Annotated in this window: 11 protein-coding genes; 1 reads left to right on the top strand and 10 read right to left on the bottom strand. The window is 44.1% G+C overall.

The genetic code is table 11. The annotated features are described in order from the left end of the window. Positions 1 to 195: 195 nt before the first annotated feature. From K333_RS0106190 to K333_RS0106150, 9 genes are all read right to left on the bottom strand, one after another. On the bottom strand, positions 196 to 1,356 hold the full coding sequence (locus K333_RS0106190; RefSeq protein WP_024989794.1) for a BACON domain-containing protein: 1,161 nt from the start codon (positions 1,354 to 1,356) through the stop codon (positions 196 to 198). Between the two features lie 19 nt (positions 1,357 to 1,375). Then, the gene (locus K333_RS12025) at positions 1,376 to 2,995 is read right to left on the bottom strand and encodes a DUF4302 domain-containing protein (protein WP_024989793.1); all 1,620 of its coding nucleotides are present in this window, start codon (positions 2,993 to 2,995) and stop codon (positions 1,376 to 1,378) included. Between the two features lie 14 nt (positions 2,996 to 3,009). Beyond that, positions 3,010 to 3,906 (bottom strand): zinc-binding metallopeptidase, encoded by an 897-nt coding sequence (locus K333_RS0106180; RefSeq protein ID WP_024989792.1) that lies wholly within the window; start codon positions 3,904 to 3,906, stop codon positions 3,010 to 3,012. 23 nt (positions 3,907 to 3,929) lie between these two features. Then, positions 3,930 to 5,522 (bottom strand): RagB/SusD family nutrient uptake outer membrane protein, encoded by a 1,593-nt coding sequence (locus K333_RS0106175; RefSeq protein ID WP_027452460.1) that lies wholly within the window; start codon positions 5,520 to 5,522, stop codon positions 3,930 to 3,932. Positions 5,523 to 5,533: 11 nt separating this feature from the next. After that, complete coding sequence (locus tag K333_RS0106170; RefSeq protein ID WP_024989791.1) at positions 5,534 to 8,851, bottom strand: SusC/RagA family TonB-linked outer membrane protein; 3,318 nt, start codon at positions 8,849 to 8,851, stop codon at positions 5,534 to 5,536. Between the two features lie 493 nt (positions 8,852 to 9,344). Beyond that, positions 9,345 to 10,913, bottom strand: a complete 1,569-nt coding sequence (locus K333_RS0106165) for a RagB/SusD family nutrient uptake outer membrane protein (protein WP_036889092.1) — start codon at positions 10,911 to 10,913, stop codon at positions 9,345 to 9,347. A 30-nt stretch (positions 10,914 to 10,943) separates the two neighbouring features. Then, positions 10,944 to 13,922, bottom strand: coding sequence for a SusC/RagA family TonB-linked outer membrane protein (locus tag K333_RS0106160; protein ID WP_024989790.1), 2,979 nt, complete (start codon positions 13,920 to 13,922; stop codon positions 10,944 to 10,946). A 215-nt stretch (positions 13,923 to 14,137) separates the two neighbouring features. After that, positions 14,138 to 15,046, bottom strand: coding sequence for a helix-turn-helix transcriptional regulator (locus K333_RS0106155; RefSeq protein WP_024989789.1), 909 nt, complete (start codon positions 15,044 to 15,046; stop codon positions 14,138 to 14,140). 1 nt (position 15,047) lies between these two features. Then, positions 15,048 to 15,683, bottom strand: coding sequence for a ribonuclease HII (locus K333_RS0106150; RefSeq protein WP_024989788.1), 636 nt, complete (start codon positions 15,681 to 15,683; stop codon positions 15,048 to 15,050). A gap of 112 nt (positions 15,684 to 15,795) precedes the next feature. On the opposite strand from K333_RS0106150, the gene K333_RS0106145 reads away from it, so the two are divergent. Beyond that, a complete protein-coding gene (locus tag K333_RS0106145) occupies positions 15,796 to 16,092 on the top strand; it encodes a hypothetical protein (protein WP_024989787.1) in 297 nt (98 codons plus the stop codon). On the opposite strand, the gene K333_RS0106140 is transcribed toward K333_RS0106145, so the two are convergent. Continuing rightward, positions 16,089 to 17,303, bottom strand: a complete 1,215-nt coding sequence (locus K333_RS0106140; protein WP_024989786.1) for an aminotransferase class V-fold PLP-dependent enzyme — start codon at positions 17,301 to 17,303, stop codon at positions 16,089 to 16,091. The two genes, K333_RS0106145 and K333_RS0106140, sit on opposite strands and share 4 nt — an antisense overlap. Position 17,304: the final 1 nt, after the last annotated feature.

Genomic DNA, 17,304 nt, shown 5'->3' with positions numbered 1-17,304 from the left:
TTTGCTATATTCTTGTATATATCTTGTTTTTACGTTACCGAAGACGCTTTCTTACGAAGTTAACTGCGTAGGCTTACGAAGTTAACTGCGTAAGCTGATGAAGTTAACTATGTAGGCCGACGAAGTTAACTGCGTAAAAAGACGGGTCAACCACATAATATGGTTGACCCCTTTACGCGAATTATAATCCTAAGATCACTTAGAATTTCTCTTAAGAGAGAGAGGAGTACTTATCTTTGATTTCAATATTTTTTCTTTGGCCCGAGGATCTTTGGTAGGAACCTTTATGAGATATGGATATTGCATCTCTAAGATATATTGCTTGGCACGGTTGGCACTGGTTGCTGTGTTGGCTTTGTATAGTTCGAGCAAAATGCCACGGGCTACATGTGTTCCCCAGCCTCCGTTATCCTTGAAGACGGCTTCTACAAGACCGCTGCCGGCATCATAGACAAAAGGTGCTGTCATCTGGGCTGCTGTGCTCCATGTAAGATATCCTGATACTGGGTCGAACATCTCTGAGAACACGTAGTATTTGGTGCCGCTCACGGTATAGGTTCCGAGTGACTGTCCACCGCTGATCGTTACCGACAGTGTGTTGGCATCGAAATCTACAGGATACTTCAAGTTGGCTGCCGCGATATCTAGGATATAACTGCTACCGCTCTTCTTGAGTTCTACCGGCAAATAGATTGATACGAGTTTATCCGGATTGTTTTCATCTTCGGTATAACCAAACATATAGTACTTGCCTTGCAAATCGGAGAATTCTCCTTGGTTCACTTGAATAGAGTCTTTGACTTTTCCTGAGGTGTAATGCAGATAGGTTGCTCGGATATGACCTGTCGTGTTAGGTGCTGCCACGATAGAGAGTTTGTTGCCTTCTACCTTTGCGCTCACCCAGTCGTCATCGGCGGTGAAAGCTACATCGGTGGAGTGCTCGATCTCGATTTCTTTGGTCAACTCGGTCTTGTTAGGAAAGGCTATTGTGCTACCTAAACCGAGATTCAGCGCGAAACCTCTCTGCTGTACGGTGACCTGCACGGAATCTTTGCCCGACCAGATGGTGAGCAGTGATGAGCGACCTTCCAGATCTTCATTGGCATCGGCAACGACCGTTACCTTATTGTCATCAACACTGGCCTTGGCCCAACTGCTCTTGAAATCTACACTACTGATGCCTTGCTGGGCATCGACAACAACGGTTCCTGTATCTGCAGCACCACTGAAAATGACGTCTGAACTGATCACCTTCAGGGTGGATGTCTTTGCATACGGATTGTCTGTGTCATCGCTACAAGAAGCGATGACCAGAACAAATGCAAGCAGTGTTGCTATATTGAATATTTTTTTCATTTCCTTATAATCTTGTGGGTTATTTTATATTTATCCTTTTCAAGGAGATGTGACCATGCTTGCGGGTCTGAAACTTCTTCTGTAGCTTTTGCTTGGAAGATGCTCCTGATTCCTTTAAGATCATGAGGCCCTGAAGGAATTCGATATATCCGGCATAGTTGCCTTCGATGACCTCCGGACCATTCAGGGCTCCTACCAAGACACCACCAATCTCTTCGTTGTCGAAGTTACCGCCGATAACAGAATAGGTTCCGTTATCTTTGTCGTTCTGCATGGCGAATGTGGCATAATAGTCGGTGCTGAACTTGGTCCAATTGGTGAATTCTGTATTGAGGAATCCTGCAAATACATAATAGCCTAATACGGTCTCTGGACTGACGATCTGACCACTCTGCCAGTAGAATGTGGCATTATCAGGGTTGTAGGTCAATGGAATTTCCATCGGTACATTCAAACTTCCTACTGCCATGGTGAACGAGAACTTGTACTTCTTGTCGGCTACCTTGGTCAGTTTACCATAACCGAATGTAGGACTATCCTCGGAATCGTAATATCCGTAGTCGTAGATGCCTACGAAGTTTTCGTCCGGATCGGCCTGTACTACAGAAAGGGTTGCCTCGCTACGGGCTGACTTAACAAGGATGCTACCCATACGACATTCGCCTGTGGTATTGGCAGTTGTTGAAATCGTCAGGGTGTTCTTGTCTGTAGTTACGGTCAACCAGTCGTCTTCAGTAGAGAAGGTGAACTGATCCAAGTTGGCGATTTCTACGGTGCGGGTTGATGCTTCGTTAGTAAAGCCTACGGATCCCTTCAACACTTTGATGATATATTCTGGTGAGAGGATGCCTTTCAATACCAATGATGGATTGTTGACACCGGTAAAGGTGGCATTATCGGCATGATACTCGAAGTCGTAGTCTGACTCGCCGTTCACGGTGATTGGCTTGTAGAAACGGATACCTTTGTCGGAGAAGATGAAGGCTGACGCGTCTTCGGTGCTGTCCGGACAATAGAGATAGGATGCTTGTCTGTCATACGCATCGAGACTTACTGAAACGGATTCTTCTCCGTTCTTGCCTTCCAAACCTGAGAATGCGAATTCGGCTTGTTCTTTGGCTACCTTCTCCAGGTATTTCTCTGCCGGTTCGGTGAGTTTATACAGGTACATGACGTTCTTACTTCGGATACCGTGTATCTTGACCTTATCGTCGCCTACACTGTCGATGATAAACTCGAAGTCGCCGTCGTATGCTTCATAACGAGATGAACTTGGGGTGGCATACTGGTGCATCAGGGTGTTGTAGGTGTCGAAAGATAATTCCGGACCATTGTTGGTGGCCATCTTATACAAAGAGGCTACCTCCTCACCGGCACCGAGTTTGCCGACATAGGCTGAGTCTTTGGTGAACCTTACGGTATAGTTGATACCGCCATAGCTCTGCTCGCGATCAGGATAGTAGTCGAATGCCCATCCATATTGCGAACTGACCAAAACTTTCTGGGTCTCTTCCAAACGTTTCTGCAAACGATTGGCTGCTGAATCATCGAATTTATCTTCTTCGTTCATCAGACAAGACTGGAACAGAATTGCCGGAAGAACCAGAAGTATATATATAAGTGCTTTATTGATTTTCATAATTTCATCTGTTTTTATTTAACCGTCAAATCTGTTAAATCTACTTTGCCTTTAACGACATCGTCCTCACGTTTGAGAATTTCATCACGCAACTTGTCGATGTCGATATGCCAAGAATCTTTCATGTAGTTGCGAACGACCTCCAACTTCTGACCGATCAATGATGCACCTTCGGTACCTGCTGATGTCATCCAGCTGTCCCACTTTGACTGTGGATTGGTAAGATAGGTTGATAGCATCTCTGCGAAATCCTCTGTTGGGGAGTACTGTGAATAGGCTGTGATGAAACCACGAGTAAGATAACCGCTCTTGCCTTCATCGCTGCTCCAGTCATCCAACAGATAGGATGAACCTGTGATAAACTGGAAACTTGGACTGTAATCCTTGGTCTGGTTGAGGATATGGGTGAACTCGTGATGGATGGTCTTCAGATAATATTCATTAAGGCCGTCACGGGTGCTACCATAGGTATCTAACTTGTTGGTTCCGGCAAGGAAGATCTTGCGACCTCCCTCGGCTGTACCGAGAATCATGGTACCGTTGTTGCGATACTCAAATTCTCCTGTGGTATAGAGGAGCTTTGGGAAGTAATTACGGGTGAAGGCTACTCCACCTACGGCATCATAGGCTTCGATACAGGCATACTTGACGATATGCGCTAATTTCACGGCCTTGTCATAGTCTGCAGGAACATTAAAATAATCCATATCGGTCTCGTTATCGTCGTAACGGTATTCAAAACGAATGTTGTATGGATTTATATAATTGGCTGTAAGCCATTTGTCGAAGGCATTATCTTCGGTCTGTGATGACTTGATGATACTGTGATCATCGAGTGAATCCTCTGAGCATGAGGTCAGTGATGATACCGACAATGCCAACAACATGGAATACAATATATATTTTTTCATATCTATATTTCTTAATATGTTATTTATCTTGGGTTAGCTTCCAAACCTGCTGCAACAACCTTGGATGGTATCTGTACGGCTCTACGTGGGTCGTTGACTTTCAATACGTCTACCAACTTGGCTGGCTTGCCGTCTGCACCAATTACACGACGTACGATCTCTATGCCATATCGCTTGATATCGAACCAACGGAGTCCGGTCTGAAGGGTCTCGATACGACGGAAACCTAATACGGCCTGGAGCATGCACTCTTGGGTGCTACCTTCTTCGTCGATCTTGAAGGCCGGATGAAGGTGTTTCTTTATGGTAGAGGCGATCTTGGCATCATCGTCATAAGAATATGCCTTTGACTTGTAGAAGGTGGTGATCTTCTCCGGAGTAAGCTGGGTGGTAGATCTGGTGATGTTGTGCATCCAGGTGTTCAGGTCTTCGGCAGCTTTGTCATACTGTTTCAGCATCACATAGGCTTCTGCTCTATTGAGTAGGGCTTCGTCTGTGGTGAAGGCTGGATATACGGTATGACGGTAACCGATACCTGCCACAGGGTCGGTATATTCAAACAGGTATGGTAACTTGTAGAATATCACACGGTCGAGGTTGGTTGCACTGTAGGTATGAGGACGTGAATAGAAGTAGATATAGCTTCCCCACAGGTTTGATGCCTTGCAATCTTCGTTCTGTGCCAGATAGTTGCCATGTGAATATCTGGTGTAATATCTGTATGGACCTGTTGCCAATGGCAGTGATGAGTATGCGGTGAGCAGCAATAGGTTGGCATTCAGACTGACATCGATGTAGTGTTGTGACTCTGCATCGAAAGATGTTGTCATCGTTGCTACCTGTGACCAGTCTCTCAACTGTGACTTGGCATCAGAACCTAACAACAGATCAGCATACTGGATGACTTTGTCCCATTTCTCGTAGTACAGATAGAAACGGCTGGCAAAGGCGTAGGCTGCCTTGACATTGAAATGGTATTTTGGCACTTTGTAGTCGGCATCGCCTACCAGTGACAGACCTTCAAGAAGGTCTGTCTCGATCTTCTCGTAGTCTTCGGCCACCGTACCGCGCGAATACTTAGGATAAAGTGTGGTCTCAGGGGCTTCCATATATGGTATACCTAAATCCTTGTTGCTCGTTGTGTCATTATAGTTCTTACAGAACATATTGGTGAGCATAAAATGATTATAGGCGCGACAAAGCAATGCTTCGCCTTTGGCACGAGACAATTTCTCAGACTTGTTTGCACCCATCTCTTCGATTGAAGCTAGGGCTTGATTGGCATTGGCAATGGCCTTATAGGATGCCTGCCAGAACTCTTCCGGTGACTCACTATCGTCCTCGGTAACGTCTTGCCAATGGTACACTTGATCGATAAAGCGATCGGTATATGGATTGTTGGCTCCGTAATCGTCTACATTGTCTGACATAAACTCACCTACCATCATGTAATCATTCTCCGGATAGGCTGAAGTAAGTAGTGAGATAGCTTCGTCGTCTGTATCTATAGTGGCACGGTTGTCGGGCATCTTGTCAAGGAAGTCGTTACATGATATAAGGGTCATCCCGGCAAATGCTAATGTTAGTGTGCTGTAAAATATCTTTTTGATTTTCATTGTCTTCTATTTTAAAGTCCAAATCTTAAAGTAAGTGTAAACTGCTTTGGTACTGGTACGGCTACACCACCATTGTTAACGAATTCCGGATCTTGACCATTCAACTTCTTGTCCGCATAGAACAAGAACAGGTTGGTAGCTTGCAACTTCAATGAGAGGTTGTTAACTCTTAGGCTATTCAACCAAGTGCGTGGAAAATCGTAAGCTAATGAGATTTCCTTCATACGGATGAAGTCGCCTTTGGCGATACGCTCTGTTGAATAGTTGTAAGCGTTATAGGCGTAGCTAAGGTTGGTATCCAACTCGTTCTGACGGGCACTTGCTATCACCGGTATCGTTGTGGTCTTCTCGTCACCTGAATTGACAAAACGGTTTTTGAAATCCTTTGGCATTGAGGTGAGGTCGTCGTATTCGTTAGAGAATACTGGGGCGAGACGTACTACATTGCCGAAAGAATAGGTGATGTAGAAGTTCAAGGTCCATCCTTTATACTTGAAGACGTTGCCTAATGAACCGAAGTCGGTTGGCTCTACAGATCCTTCATACTTCAAGAAGCCTAACTTATCTGGATTGTTCTCCTGGAAGTAGATACCTGAAACGGAGATGTTTCCGTCTTGATCGAGGAATGTTGGAAGACCCTCGCTGTTCAATCCCATGAAAGGTATAGAGAACAAGGCTCTTACCGGATAGCCTTCCTGTGCGAATCCATTGCCGGAAACAAGATCGATAATGCGTTTGGTGGTCTTCAACTCTGTAACCTCGTTATGTAGATGTGAGTAGTTGAAATTGGTTATCCAACTGAAATTCTTGGTCTTGATATTCACTGAGCTGATCGCTAAATCTACACCATTTGATTTCATTGTGGCGATATTACCAAATTTCATAATCTCTCCACCGAGACCTTCTGTCGTGGCACAACCGATCAAGTCGTAGTTGTTACGCCAATAGGTATCTACCTGGAGGTTCAATCGGTTGTTGAAGAATCCTAAGTCTAAGCCGAGGTTGAACTCTTTCTTCTTCTCATAGGTGAGTTCTTCGTTACCCAAACTTGCTACATAGAGTCCAGACTCTTTAACACTAGCAGTTGGACGCCATGGGTTGTAACTTTTGATGATTGGATATGAGTTGGTTACAGATGGACGGTCACCGGTAAGTGAGTAGCTCAAACGTAATTTCGCATCTGTCCATGTTTTGCCGAAGGCGCGCTGGAACCATGGTTCTTCGTGTGCACTCCATGCTGCTGATACGTTCCACGTTGGCAACCAGCGGGCTGATGTTGCCTTGCCGAGGAAGTTGGTTCCTTCATCGCGGGCTGTAAGGTTCAATGAGTATCTGCCTTTGTATGAGTAGTTGGCCATACCTACAAAGGATGCGCTACGAACATGGCTATTGCCTAATGCATAATAGTCGGTATTGTTTTCTACACCTTTCTTGAATACTTCGTATGCGTAATTGGCAATCTCTCCCATTGAATATTGCATACCCCAACCACGGAACCAAGTTCTGTGACGATCTACTGAACTTGTCTCGATACTTCCGAAGAGGTTCAAGATATGGTCGTTGTTGATCACGGTGTTATAGGTTGCAGAGAATCGGGTGTCCCAACCGAACATACTGTTGTCTGTACGCTCGAAAATACCTCCGTTTGGCAATACTGAGATTGGCAACGCATAGATGTTGTCTGGATCTCTATACAGGAACGGGTTGTTGTTACGAATGGTAGATGTGCCCATTGCGCGGTATGCCAATGCTTGGTTGGCATCATCCAATACGTAGTGCTCCTGAGATGTCGTAGAATATTTTACGGAACCCAGCATAGATAGTTTCAATCCTTCGATAGGCTTGAAATCTAACTGACCAGTGAGACGGAAATCGTTCACACCTAAATCCATATAGTTGCTCTCCAACTCGTGGAAGATGTTGAATGGTGCGTAGTTTCTTGTGTAGTATTCATTTGGATCCAACGCACGTGAGGTGTTCATGGCATATGAATATGGGTTGATATCGAAATCGCGCTTTACCTTTCCTGATACAACGTCTACATCTGAAGTCAATGTTCCCGGTGCTTTCTGTCTGCGGAATGATGCATTGGCAAGCATGGTGGCATCGAGCATCTTGTTGATGTGGAAGGTGTTGTTCAAATTGGCGGTATAGCGCTGTACTCTACTCTGTAGGGTCCATCCTGGATCGTACATCGCTGATACTGATGCATAGTAGTTGGCACGATCGGAACCTCCTGACATGCTGACAGAGTGGTTCTGCATGATGGCGTTAGAGAAAAGCAAATCGAACCAGTCGGTGTTTCTATACTCGGCAGCACGCAGATAGGCGTCTCGTGCTTTTGTGGTGTTGGCAAGGGCAAACTGACCGGTGGTCTCATCGTAGGTGGTGAGAAGGTTGTACATCTTCGAATAGATACCACCATTCATCTTATTGGCGGTCTCGGCATAGTTCAGGTATCCTTTCTGCTGGAGTTCCTGATAGATGCCCATCTGGTCTTGTGAGTTCATGATATTGAAGTTGTTGTAACTTGGCTTCAAGCGCATGGTGTACTCACCGGTATAGTTGATATGGGCTGTACCTGCTTTACCTCGCTTGGTGGTTACAACAATCACACCGGCCATGGCGCGGGCACCATAGATAGAGGTGGCAGAACCGTCTTTCAATATCTGGAAGCTCTCGATATCATCGGCATTCAATCCTGCTATCGCTGATGATATCAGGGTCTCAGCATTACCTGATGATAGGGCGTCGGCATCTACTTCTTGTACGTCTTCCATGATGACGCCATCAACAACCCATAGTGGTTTTGAACTACCGTAAATTGAGGTGGCTCCACGAACACGAATCTTCGGTGCTGTACCAAAGGTACCGGTGACGTTCTGTACGCTGACACCGGCTGCACGACCTTCGAGGGAACGGCTGATATCGGCCATACCGTCGATCTTGGCGTCGGCTGCGCTCACCTTGGTGGTGGCTCCTGAGAACAATCGCTTGTCCATCTGGGTCATACCGGTTACGACGACCTCGCCCAAAGTTTTGTCATCCGGATGCAAGCTAATCTTCATGTTAGCCTTTGCCGCAACAACTTGGGATTTCATTCCAATGTAAGTTACCACAATTTTCTTACCCTCCGGAACATTCAATGAAAATTCTCCGTCGATATTGGTTACTGTACCTGTCTTGGTGCCTTGTATCAATACTGAGGCGCCAACAATAGGCTCTCCATCATCGGCAGAAACCACGGTTCCGGAAACTTTGTTTTGCGCCAGGGCCATTCCTAAACTCAGAAACAGACAGGCTAAAAACATTGTTAGTCTTTTTTCCATAAGATCTCTTTCTTAAAAATTAAATACGCATATATTAAAGTTATATTTATGAGTTAAGTACAACCTGTCAACGAAAAAATCTTATCAGAATACAATCTTTTTAATGGTTAATTCGTTGTCCTTATCTTTTTAACATATCACAAAGGTAATGCATCTTTATTAACCTAACAAATATTCACATATCTCGGGTTGTTATTTTTACATATATTAACAACAAAATACCACACTTGTGGTACAGATTGATACTTATACCTATTATATAATAATAAAACGATAGTAAATATATAGTTTTATACACATTCTATTATTTAACTTCATCTTTTATAAACACATATTAGATTTTAAATTCATGCTTTATTAAAAAAATAAGTGATTTTTACTTAAACGAATGTTAATTTATTGCATATATCTGGGATATACATATAAAAAAATGCGAATCGTCTCACGACGACTCGCATTAAAAGATTTAGTTTATATAAGAGAGATTTTAATTTTAATTTTCATCATATCCTTTGTTCTGCTTGAGATTGTCGTTCAAGCGGAACTCATGAGCTGGAATAGGCCATACCCAGTGATAGTCGTCGGCTGACAACTTCTTCAAGTCGTAGACGTGAACTGAACTCTTTGGATCATCTGTCAGCGCAGCGCCATATTTAGCGGCAAATGGCTGAGCGGCACGACCGTCGAAACCTTTGCCCCAACGCTTCAAGCAACTCATACGTAAACCTTCTCCTACGGTCTCCTTGAACCATTCGTTCTCGATGGTCTCTTCGGTAGCTTCGGTAAGGGTTGCCTTACGTGCCCTCTGGATAGCGTTCAATGCTGTCTTGGCTGCTGGAACGTTGCCTGCCTTGAAGTTGGCCTCTGCTGCAATCAGGTATGCTTCACTGATCAGGAATGGCTTAACATGCTGACGACCATTTGGTACGCCATTAGATGTCAACGCTGGATTGCCTTCGTACTTGTTGAAAGTGATGACACCACTCTTGAAGAATCGACCTGCCAAATAAACTGTGTATATACCTGTCTGGAACCATTGATCTACACGAAGGTCTTTGTCTTCATACAGGTTAAGCAACTTCTGTGATGGCAAGAAATATGGCTCTTCGTACAAACCGCCACCAGGATAGCCATACTGCTTGAGTAGTGCATAGGCAGCGAAACGGGTGTAATCTCCGTTGGTACCTGAACCGTTCTCTGTCAATGTTGCAGGCAACTGCATGATTGGCTCTGTACCTTCGTCGTTGGTATACTCTGCTGCCATTTCATCAGCTGTTGCTGACAAAAGGTACTTCTTGGTATCGATGACTTTCTGTGCATATTTTGCTGCATTTGTGTAATCCTTGATATCAAGATAGTAACGAGCGTACATCATGTTCAAGGCGTCTACGGTAGGACGCTCTGCACGTGCCTCTCCGACTACCTTGTTCAACTGTAATGCTGCTGAATCCAAATCTACCTTGATGCGATCGTACACTTCTGCTACTGTTGCGCGAGCTGGCTTTGCCTTCAAATCGAAATGCAATACCAATGGTACGCCTAACTCTTGACCGGCTGTTGCTGCATTGTAAGCTTTAGCATAATGGCGAACCAACTGTAGGTATGAATAGGCACGGAAGAAACGTGCTTCGGCCTGACCATAACGTGCTTCTGCTTGATTCTCTGGAAGTGTATCGATCTGTACATAGCGCTCTACATTATCGATAAAGATATTGTAGTTCTTGATAGCACCATACATATTTGACCACATGGACTCTACGTCGTCATCACTTGCTGTGAGACTTACATCTGTACGATGGATTGGACCATAGTTGTTACCGAAGTCAGATGTAGCATTGAAACCATCACACATCACTTCGTCTACCATTGACATATCGCCATACATGCATGCACGGAAAGACTGGTTGATACCTCTCTCCATAGCATCGAGTTGCAAGCGGTCATTGATAGCATGGTTTGCATCCTCTACAGAGACTGATGTCGTTGGGGCTTCATCCATGTTACATGAGGTAAGGGCCATAAGACCCATACCTAATACCATGATATATTTATTGATTTTCATTATCGTTTTCTTTGTTATGTGATTACCTGATTAAAGTGTAATTTCGAGACCGAAGAGGTATTGCTTGCTGTTACCAATCTTACCCAAAGAGAGGTTTGTACCCGCTTCTGGGTCAATACCCTTGTAACCTGTAAAGGTGAGTAGGTTACGACCGGTAAACGAAATCTTGATATCACTGACTACATTCTGCCATGTGAGCAACTGCTTTGGCAATGTATAGGCTACTATCAAACTCTTGAGACGAAGGAATGATGCGTCTTCGAGCAAGTGATCATCAAACTGCAAGGTGTAACCGTCACTCCACTTAGGGAACTTGGCATTTCTGTTGTCTTCTGTCCAGAAGTCGGTTACTGTATTGCGCTGGTTGTATGCTATTCCTACTACATTAGGGTTCTCATAGAAATATGCATCGTTGTTTACCATATACTTACCAAGTACATAAGAGAAGTCCGCCTGCAAACTGAGTCCCTTGTAGCCGCCCATGACACTGAAACCGCCATTAACAGGAGCATAACGCTTCTTACCTGAATTCTGGGTAAGGGCTGCCTCACTAAATTTCTTGGTTGTCTCGGCCTTGGTGGTAACATCGACATCTTCGCCTGCCTTATACCACATTGGTGCACCGTCCTCTGGATCTACACCGGCATAAAGTGGAAGATAGTACATGACCGGATTGCCTACTACATAGGCTACCATTGTACCGGCTACCTCCCAACGATGACGACCGTCGAAGAGTTCGTTGACCTTCATCCAGTTGTAGTTGAAGGTTGTTGATACATTCAGGAAGTAATCCTTGGTACGTACGATGTCGTAACCTAACTTCAAGTCGATACCTGTATTCATAACTTCACCAACGTTGTTGGTCAATGAAGAGAATCCTGTGGTATATGCGTAAGGTACGCTCATGAGCATGTTGCTGGTTCGACGATCGTAGTATGACAAATCGAAGTCGAACTTATTCCATAGACGACCGTTTACACCAACAGTAAATAATTTCTGCTTCTCCCATGTAAGGTTTGATGTAAGTGGCTGACTGAATACCAATGAGGTTGCGTTGCCGAAATCGGTGGTTGTACCGAGGAGTGCCAATGATGCGTAATCGCCAATGGCTGCATTACCCTGAGTACCGTAACTTACCTTAACATCTAAGTTGTTTACCCACTTGTAAGGCTTCATGAACTTCTCGTTGGCAATCTTCCACATTAAACCTGCTGCCCAGAATGTGGCATTACGGTTGTCACGACCGAAACGTGAGCTGGCATCGTTACGGATGGTGAGGTCGGCAAAATAGGTGTCCTTCAAGTTGTAGTCTACACGACCGAAGAATGAAAGGAACTTACTTGTCGTTGCATTCTCTTTCATCGCATAGGTGTCCTTCTTACCATTCTGAAGGTTCATCAGTTCATCTACCAACTGACCCTGTGACTGTGCATAGTAGGAGTCGTATTTGTCAATGGTTCCTTCCTGACCGGCAAGTACGGTGAAGTGATTGTCTTCGTTGACATCGAAACTGTACTCGATAGTGTTGGTAATTGTATTGTTATACTCGAATGAGGTTGACTTACCTTTCGTTCCACTACCGTTGTTTGCGCTATAAGAAGGATATGACATCCAGTTGTCCAAGATGAAATAAAGGTCGGTACCGACACGTGAGCGAATCTTCAGACCCTTGACAGGGGTGATCTCTGCATATACATTACCTACTAAACCATAACGCGAATATACGTCTGGATTGTTTTCTGTAGTATAATATGGGTTGAGCATGCTGTTAGGGAAACGCTGTGGATATAGGTTTCCATTCTCATCATAAGCTGGATAAAGTGGGTTAACCATGTATGACAAGCCACCATTCAGGTTGTTTGAGTTGTCGCTAGAGTTACCCCAGTTGGCATTACGCTGACGCTTGTCGTAAGAGATGTTGAAGTTTACACCTGTACGGAACCAGTCCTTTGGTCTTGCATCAACATTGGTACGGAAGGTGTACTTGTCGAAATAGTTGCCAACGGCGGTACCTCTCTGATGGAACTGTGATGCACTTATCATGTAAGAGATCTTGTCACTTCCACCCTGGATAGACAGGTTATTCTGTGTCTGTGGGTTATTGAACTGCTGATAGATCTCATACCACTTGGTGTTGGCACGATAGCCGTTGTCATCGTATTTGGTCTTCAACTGTGCTTCTGTTGCCAACCCACTCTTCAACCAGAAATCATAGAGTTCGTCACCACTCATCATGTCCTCATAGAAGCTCTTGTTAGCCAATGTTGACCAACCGTACTGAGTGCTGAATGTAATCTGTGCTTTAGAGTTGTAACCACCATTCTTGGTTGTAATATAGATAACACCGTTGGCTGCACGTGAACCGTAGATAGAGGTTGCTGATGCATCCTTCAAAACTGAAACGGTCTTGATATCGTTTGGATTCATCGCCATAATGGTACGGCTTGATGAAGGAATACCATCAATAACGTAGAGTGGCGTTGAGCTGGCTCCGAGTGATCCAATACCATGAAGGTTGACACTCAATGAGTTGTCACCGGCCTCACCTGATGAAGAAAGTACGCTCAAACCTGCTACCTGACCTTGAAGATTGTCAAGGGCTGATGTTGATGGTGTATTCTTCAACTTGTCGGAATTCACCGTAGCGATATTACCGGTGATGGTACCAATCTTACGAGCTGAACCATAACCAATAACAACGACATCATCCAATGTCTTGTTTTCTGGATCAAGAACTACTTTCATGTTTTCGCTTGCCTTCAGTGTCTTGCTGATCATACCAATGTATGAGAATGTCAAGCGAACATCATTGTTAGAAACATTTAAATCGAAATGACCGTTAATGTCAGTCACTGTTCCAGTACTTGTACCAACGACCTTGATAGACGCACCAATAACTGGTTCGTTGTCTTCGCTGGAAATTACGGTACCGGAGATTTGCTTTTGTGCCATAGCCGCACTTGCACTAAGAACAAGGCCGACTACAAACATAGCTAGTCTTTTAACCATAAAATCTCTAAATATTACTTTATTAAACTATTCTTCTCTCGTGTATTCTAAAACCTCAAACATTACAAGTTTTTTTCTCGTCCCTGTATTAAGGCGTCGATACGCACAAACGGGTACAAAATTATATTATTTTCACCAAACTTCCAAATTTTATTAATAAAAAGTGCTAATTTTGTCTTATTTTTAAATAAATCGTAAGTTATTGATGCCTTAACTTATGAATTTGCCTTGCTCAGCATCGCTCCTATCTTTTGGGCTATATAGTCTTTGAACTCTTCATTCTCGAGTATCTCTATATCTTCGAAAAGACCGAGGACAAAACGCCCTATTCCCAGATAGCTCACGACTTCCAGGTCGAGTATCCAATGTTGGTTGTCTTCTTGGGTGATATGGTTGCGTGACTCTGGATATTCTTCGAGCATGAGATTGTGAGAAAGTAAACCTAGACGTAGTTTGATATGTTGTTTATCTTCTCCACTGAACATGAATATGTCGGTATAGATCTGTTTGTGTTTCCCTTCATGCTCCCAACTCAAATCGAGAAGTTCTACATTACCCATTCGGGATACCTTGAAGGTTTTGTTCATATTGGAACTATACTCATAGGCTCGTATCTCGTTATTATTGTTCAACAGCAGGAAGGGTTCTACGATTCTGTCCTTTACGGATTTGCTATGTGGTGATGAATAGCCTATGATCTTCACCAATTGCTTCGACTTGATGGCTTTATAAAGTACGCTTACGTTATGAGCTGTCTTTTCGCGAATCTCTGGATGGGAAAGAATGTTGAGGTCATAAAATCGGTCGAGCTTATGACGGATGCGCTCTGTGATGGCATTACGGTCGTCTACCTTATTTAATATGGCCAAAAGGGTGAGGGCTTCGTCTTCAGTGAAATTGATTCGCTCGAAGAGGTGCATGAAGAATGGGGATTGGCGGTCGATACTATAATATCGTCCGTTCTTCTCTACCTTGAATCCCCAATCGCGGAAGCTCTCCAGATAATAGTAAAGCATACGACGGGATATGCCGATCTTCTCGCAGATTTGTTCTACTTCGTAATTGTGGTTCTCTGTAAGAAGCAATAACAGATTCAGTTCTTTTTCCAGTTTGTCGTGTCGCATATTACTTAAAGTCTAAAGAGAGTTCTCCTGTTCCTAATAGATTATAGCTTTTACGATGGAACGGGGATATTCCATGCTGTCGGATTCCTTCACGGTGTTTCTTCGTAGGATAGCCTTTGTTGCTCTCCCAATCATAATATGGATATTCCTTGGCCAAGGCATCCATATAGTCATCTCGATAGGTCTTGGCCAGAATACTGGCGGCTGCTATCGACTGATAATGTCCATCTCCCTTGATGATCGTAGTAAAAGGAAGGGGCTCTCCTCTACTTCCATCTTCAAGCAAGGGACGATATGGGTCGAAATGGTTTCCATCAACGATGATGGCTTGTGGACGTATTTTCAACTGGTCGAGGGCTCTGTGCATGGCCAGAAAACTGGCATGGAGGATATTGATTTTATCAATTTCCTCGGGGGTTACAATGCCTACTGCCCAGGCTAATGCTTGTTCTTGGATCTGTTCACGAAGGGCATAGCGCTTTCGGGGAGAGATCTTTTTGCTATCGTTGAGGGCTGGGTTGTTGTAATCTGCAGGCAATATGACGGCTGCTGCATATACACTACCTGCCAGGCATCCTCTTCCTGCTTCATCACATCCTGCTTCTATCAGGTCTTTATAATAATGTGGTTCTAACATTGTTAATAGACTTTAAAATCTTTGATATTTAACATTAAAACTCAAGAATAGAACATATATTGCACAAACGGGCCATAATTTTGCCAACAGAAACAAGGAAATAAGGAAAATTATGGAAAAGAATATCATTTTATCTGTCAACGAGAGCAACAAGGTTTTAGAGAACGATAACTTCGTCAAGGCTATCGCCCGTATCGCCAAAGGCTTCGGGATGCCTTTGGAATGGTTGCGGAAATATTATTCTCAAGTTATGGAGAAGGAGATAACAACAAAGCAGACTATGCTTCTGCTGGAAACACAGTCTGCTTTCGTATTGGGTATCTTCCCGGTAGATTGCTCTCTAATCCTTCGTGCTATTTGCGGCGGATGGTTTGTGTGGAGTCTACTGAGATGTAAAAAGGAATTCTAAAACATCTGAGCTACACGCTCTATACCTGCGACAAGGGCATCTACTTCTTCCTTGGTATTATAGAGGGCAAAACTTGCTCGTACGGTACCGAGGATGCCCAGACGATCCATCAGAGGTTGTGCACAATGATGGCCGGTACGAACGGCAATGCCCAAACGGTCGAGCAATGTACCCATATCCATGTGATGGATATCGCGTACAAGGAAACTGATAACGGCATCCTTTGGATCTGCTGTACCAAAAATACGCATTCCATCGATGTTCTTCATCTTCTCGGTAGCATAGCGGGTAAGCATTTGTTCGTGAGCCTCAATATTGTCCATACCAAGAGCGGAAACGTATTCTATAGCCTTGGCTAATCCGTTACTTGCAACATAATCTGGTGTGCCGGCTTCAAACTTCAAAGGGGGACGCTCAAAGGTGGTACCTGCGAAACTTACATTGGCTATCATCTCACCACCACCTTGATATGGAGGTAATTTGTCGAGCCAGTCTTCTTTACCGTAGAGTACGCCTATACCGGTAGGACCGTAGATCTTATGACCACTGAAAACGAAGAAATCACAATCCATGTCTTGCATGTCTACCTTGAAATGTGGTGTACTCTGGGCTCCATCAACCATAACGGGTACATCGTGTGCATGGGCTATCTTGATCATCTCCTTTACAGGATTTATCGTTCCCATCACATTACTTACCTGAGTGACACTGACAATTTTGGTTTTGTTCGTAAACAATTTCTCGAATTCATCGAGCTTCAATTCTCCTTCGTCAGTCATCGGAATCACCTTGAGCACAATACCTTTCTTCTGGGCTTGCAACTGCCATGGCACGATGTTGCTATGATGTTCCATCGTGCTGACAATGACTTCGTCACCTTCGTGCATGAAGGCATCACAGAAACTGGAAGCGACAAGATTCAGTCCCTCTGTGGTACCACGGGTAAACACGATTTCTGTTGTAGACTTGGCATTGAGAAACTTACGTACGGTCTGACGTGCGGCCTCATGAAGTTCGGTGGCCTGCTGGCTCATCCAATGTATGCCGCGATGTACATTGGCATTGACGTTAAGATATTCATCGCGCATGGCATCGAGCACACAAAGTGGTTTCTGTGTAGTTGCTGCATTGTCGAGATACACCAATGGTTTATCATAGACTTTGCGCGATAATATCGGAAAATCTTCCCTTACCTTATCTATATTATACATA

Source organism: Segatella albensis DSM 11370 = JCM 12258 (assembly GCF_000426565.1).
In the GTDB taxonomy this organism is placed as follows: domain Bacteria; phylum Bacteroidota; class Bacteroidia; order Bacteroidales; family Bacteroidaceae; genus Prevotella; species Prevotella albensis.
The sequence above is the reverse complement of the archived record's forward strand: the minus strand, read 5'-3'. Positions and strand labels throughout refer to the sequence as shown.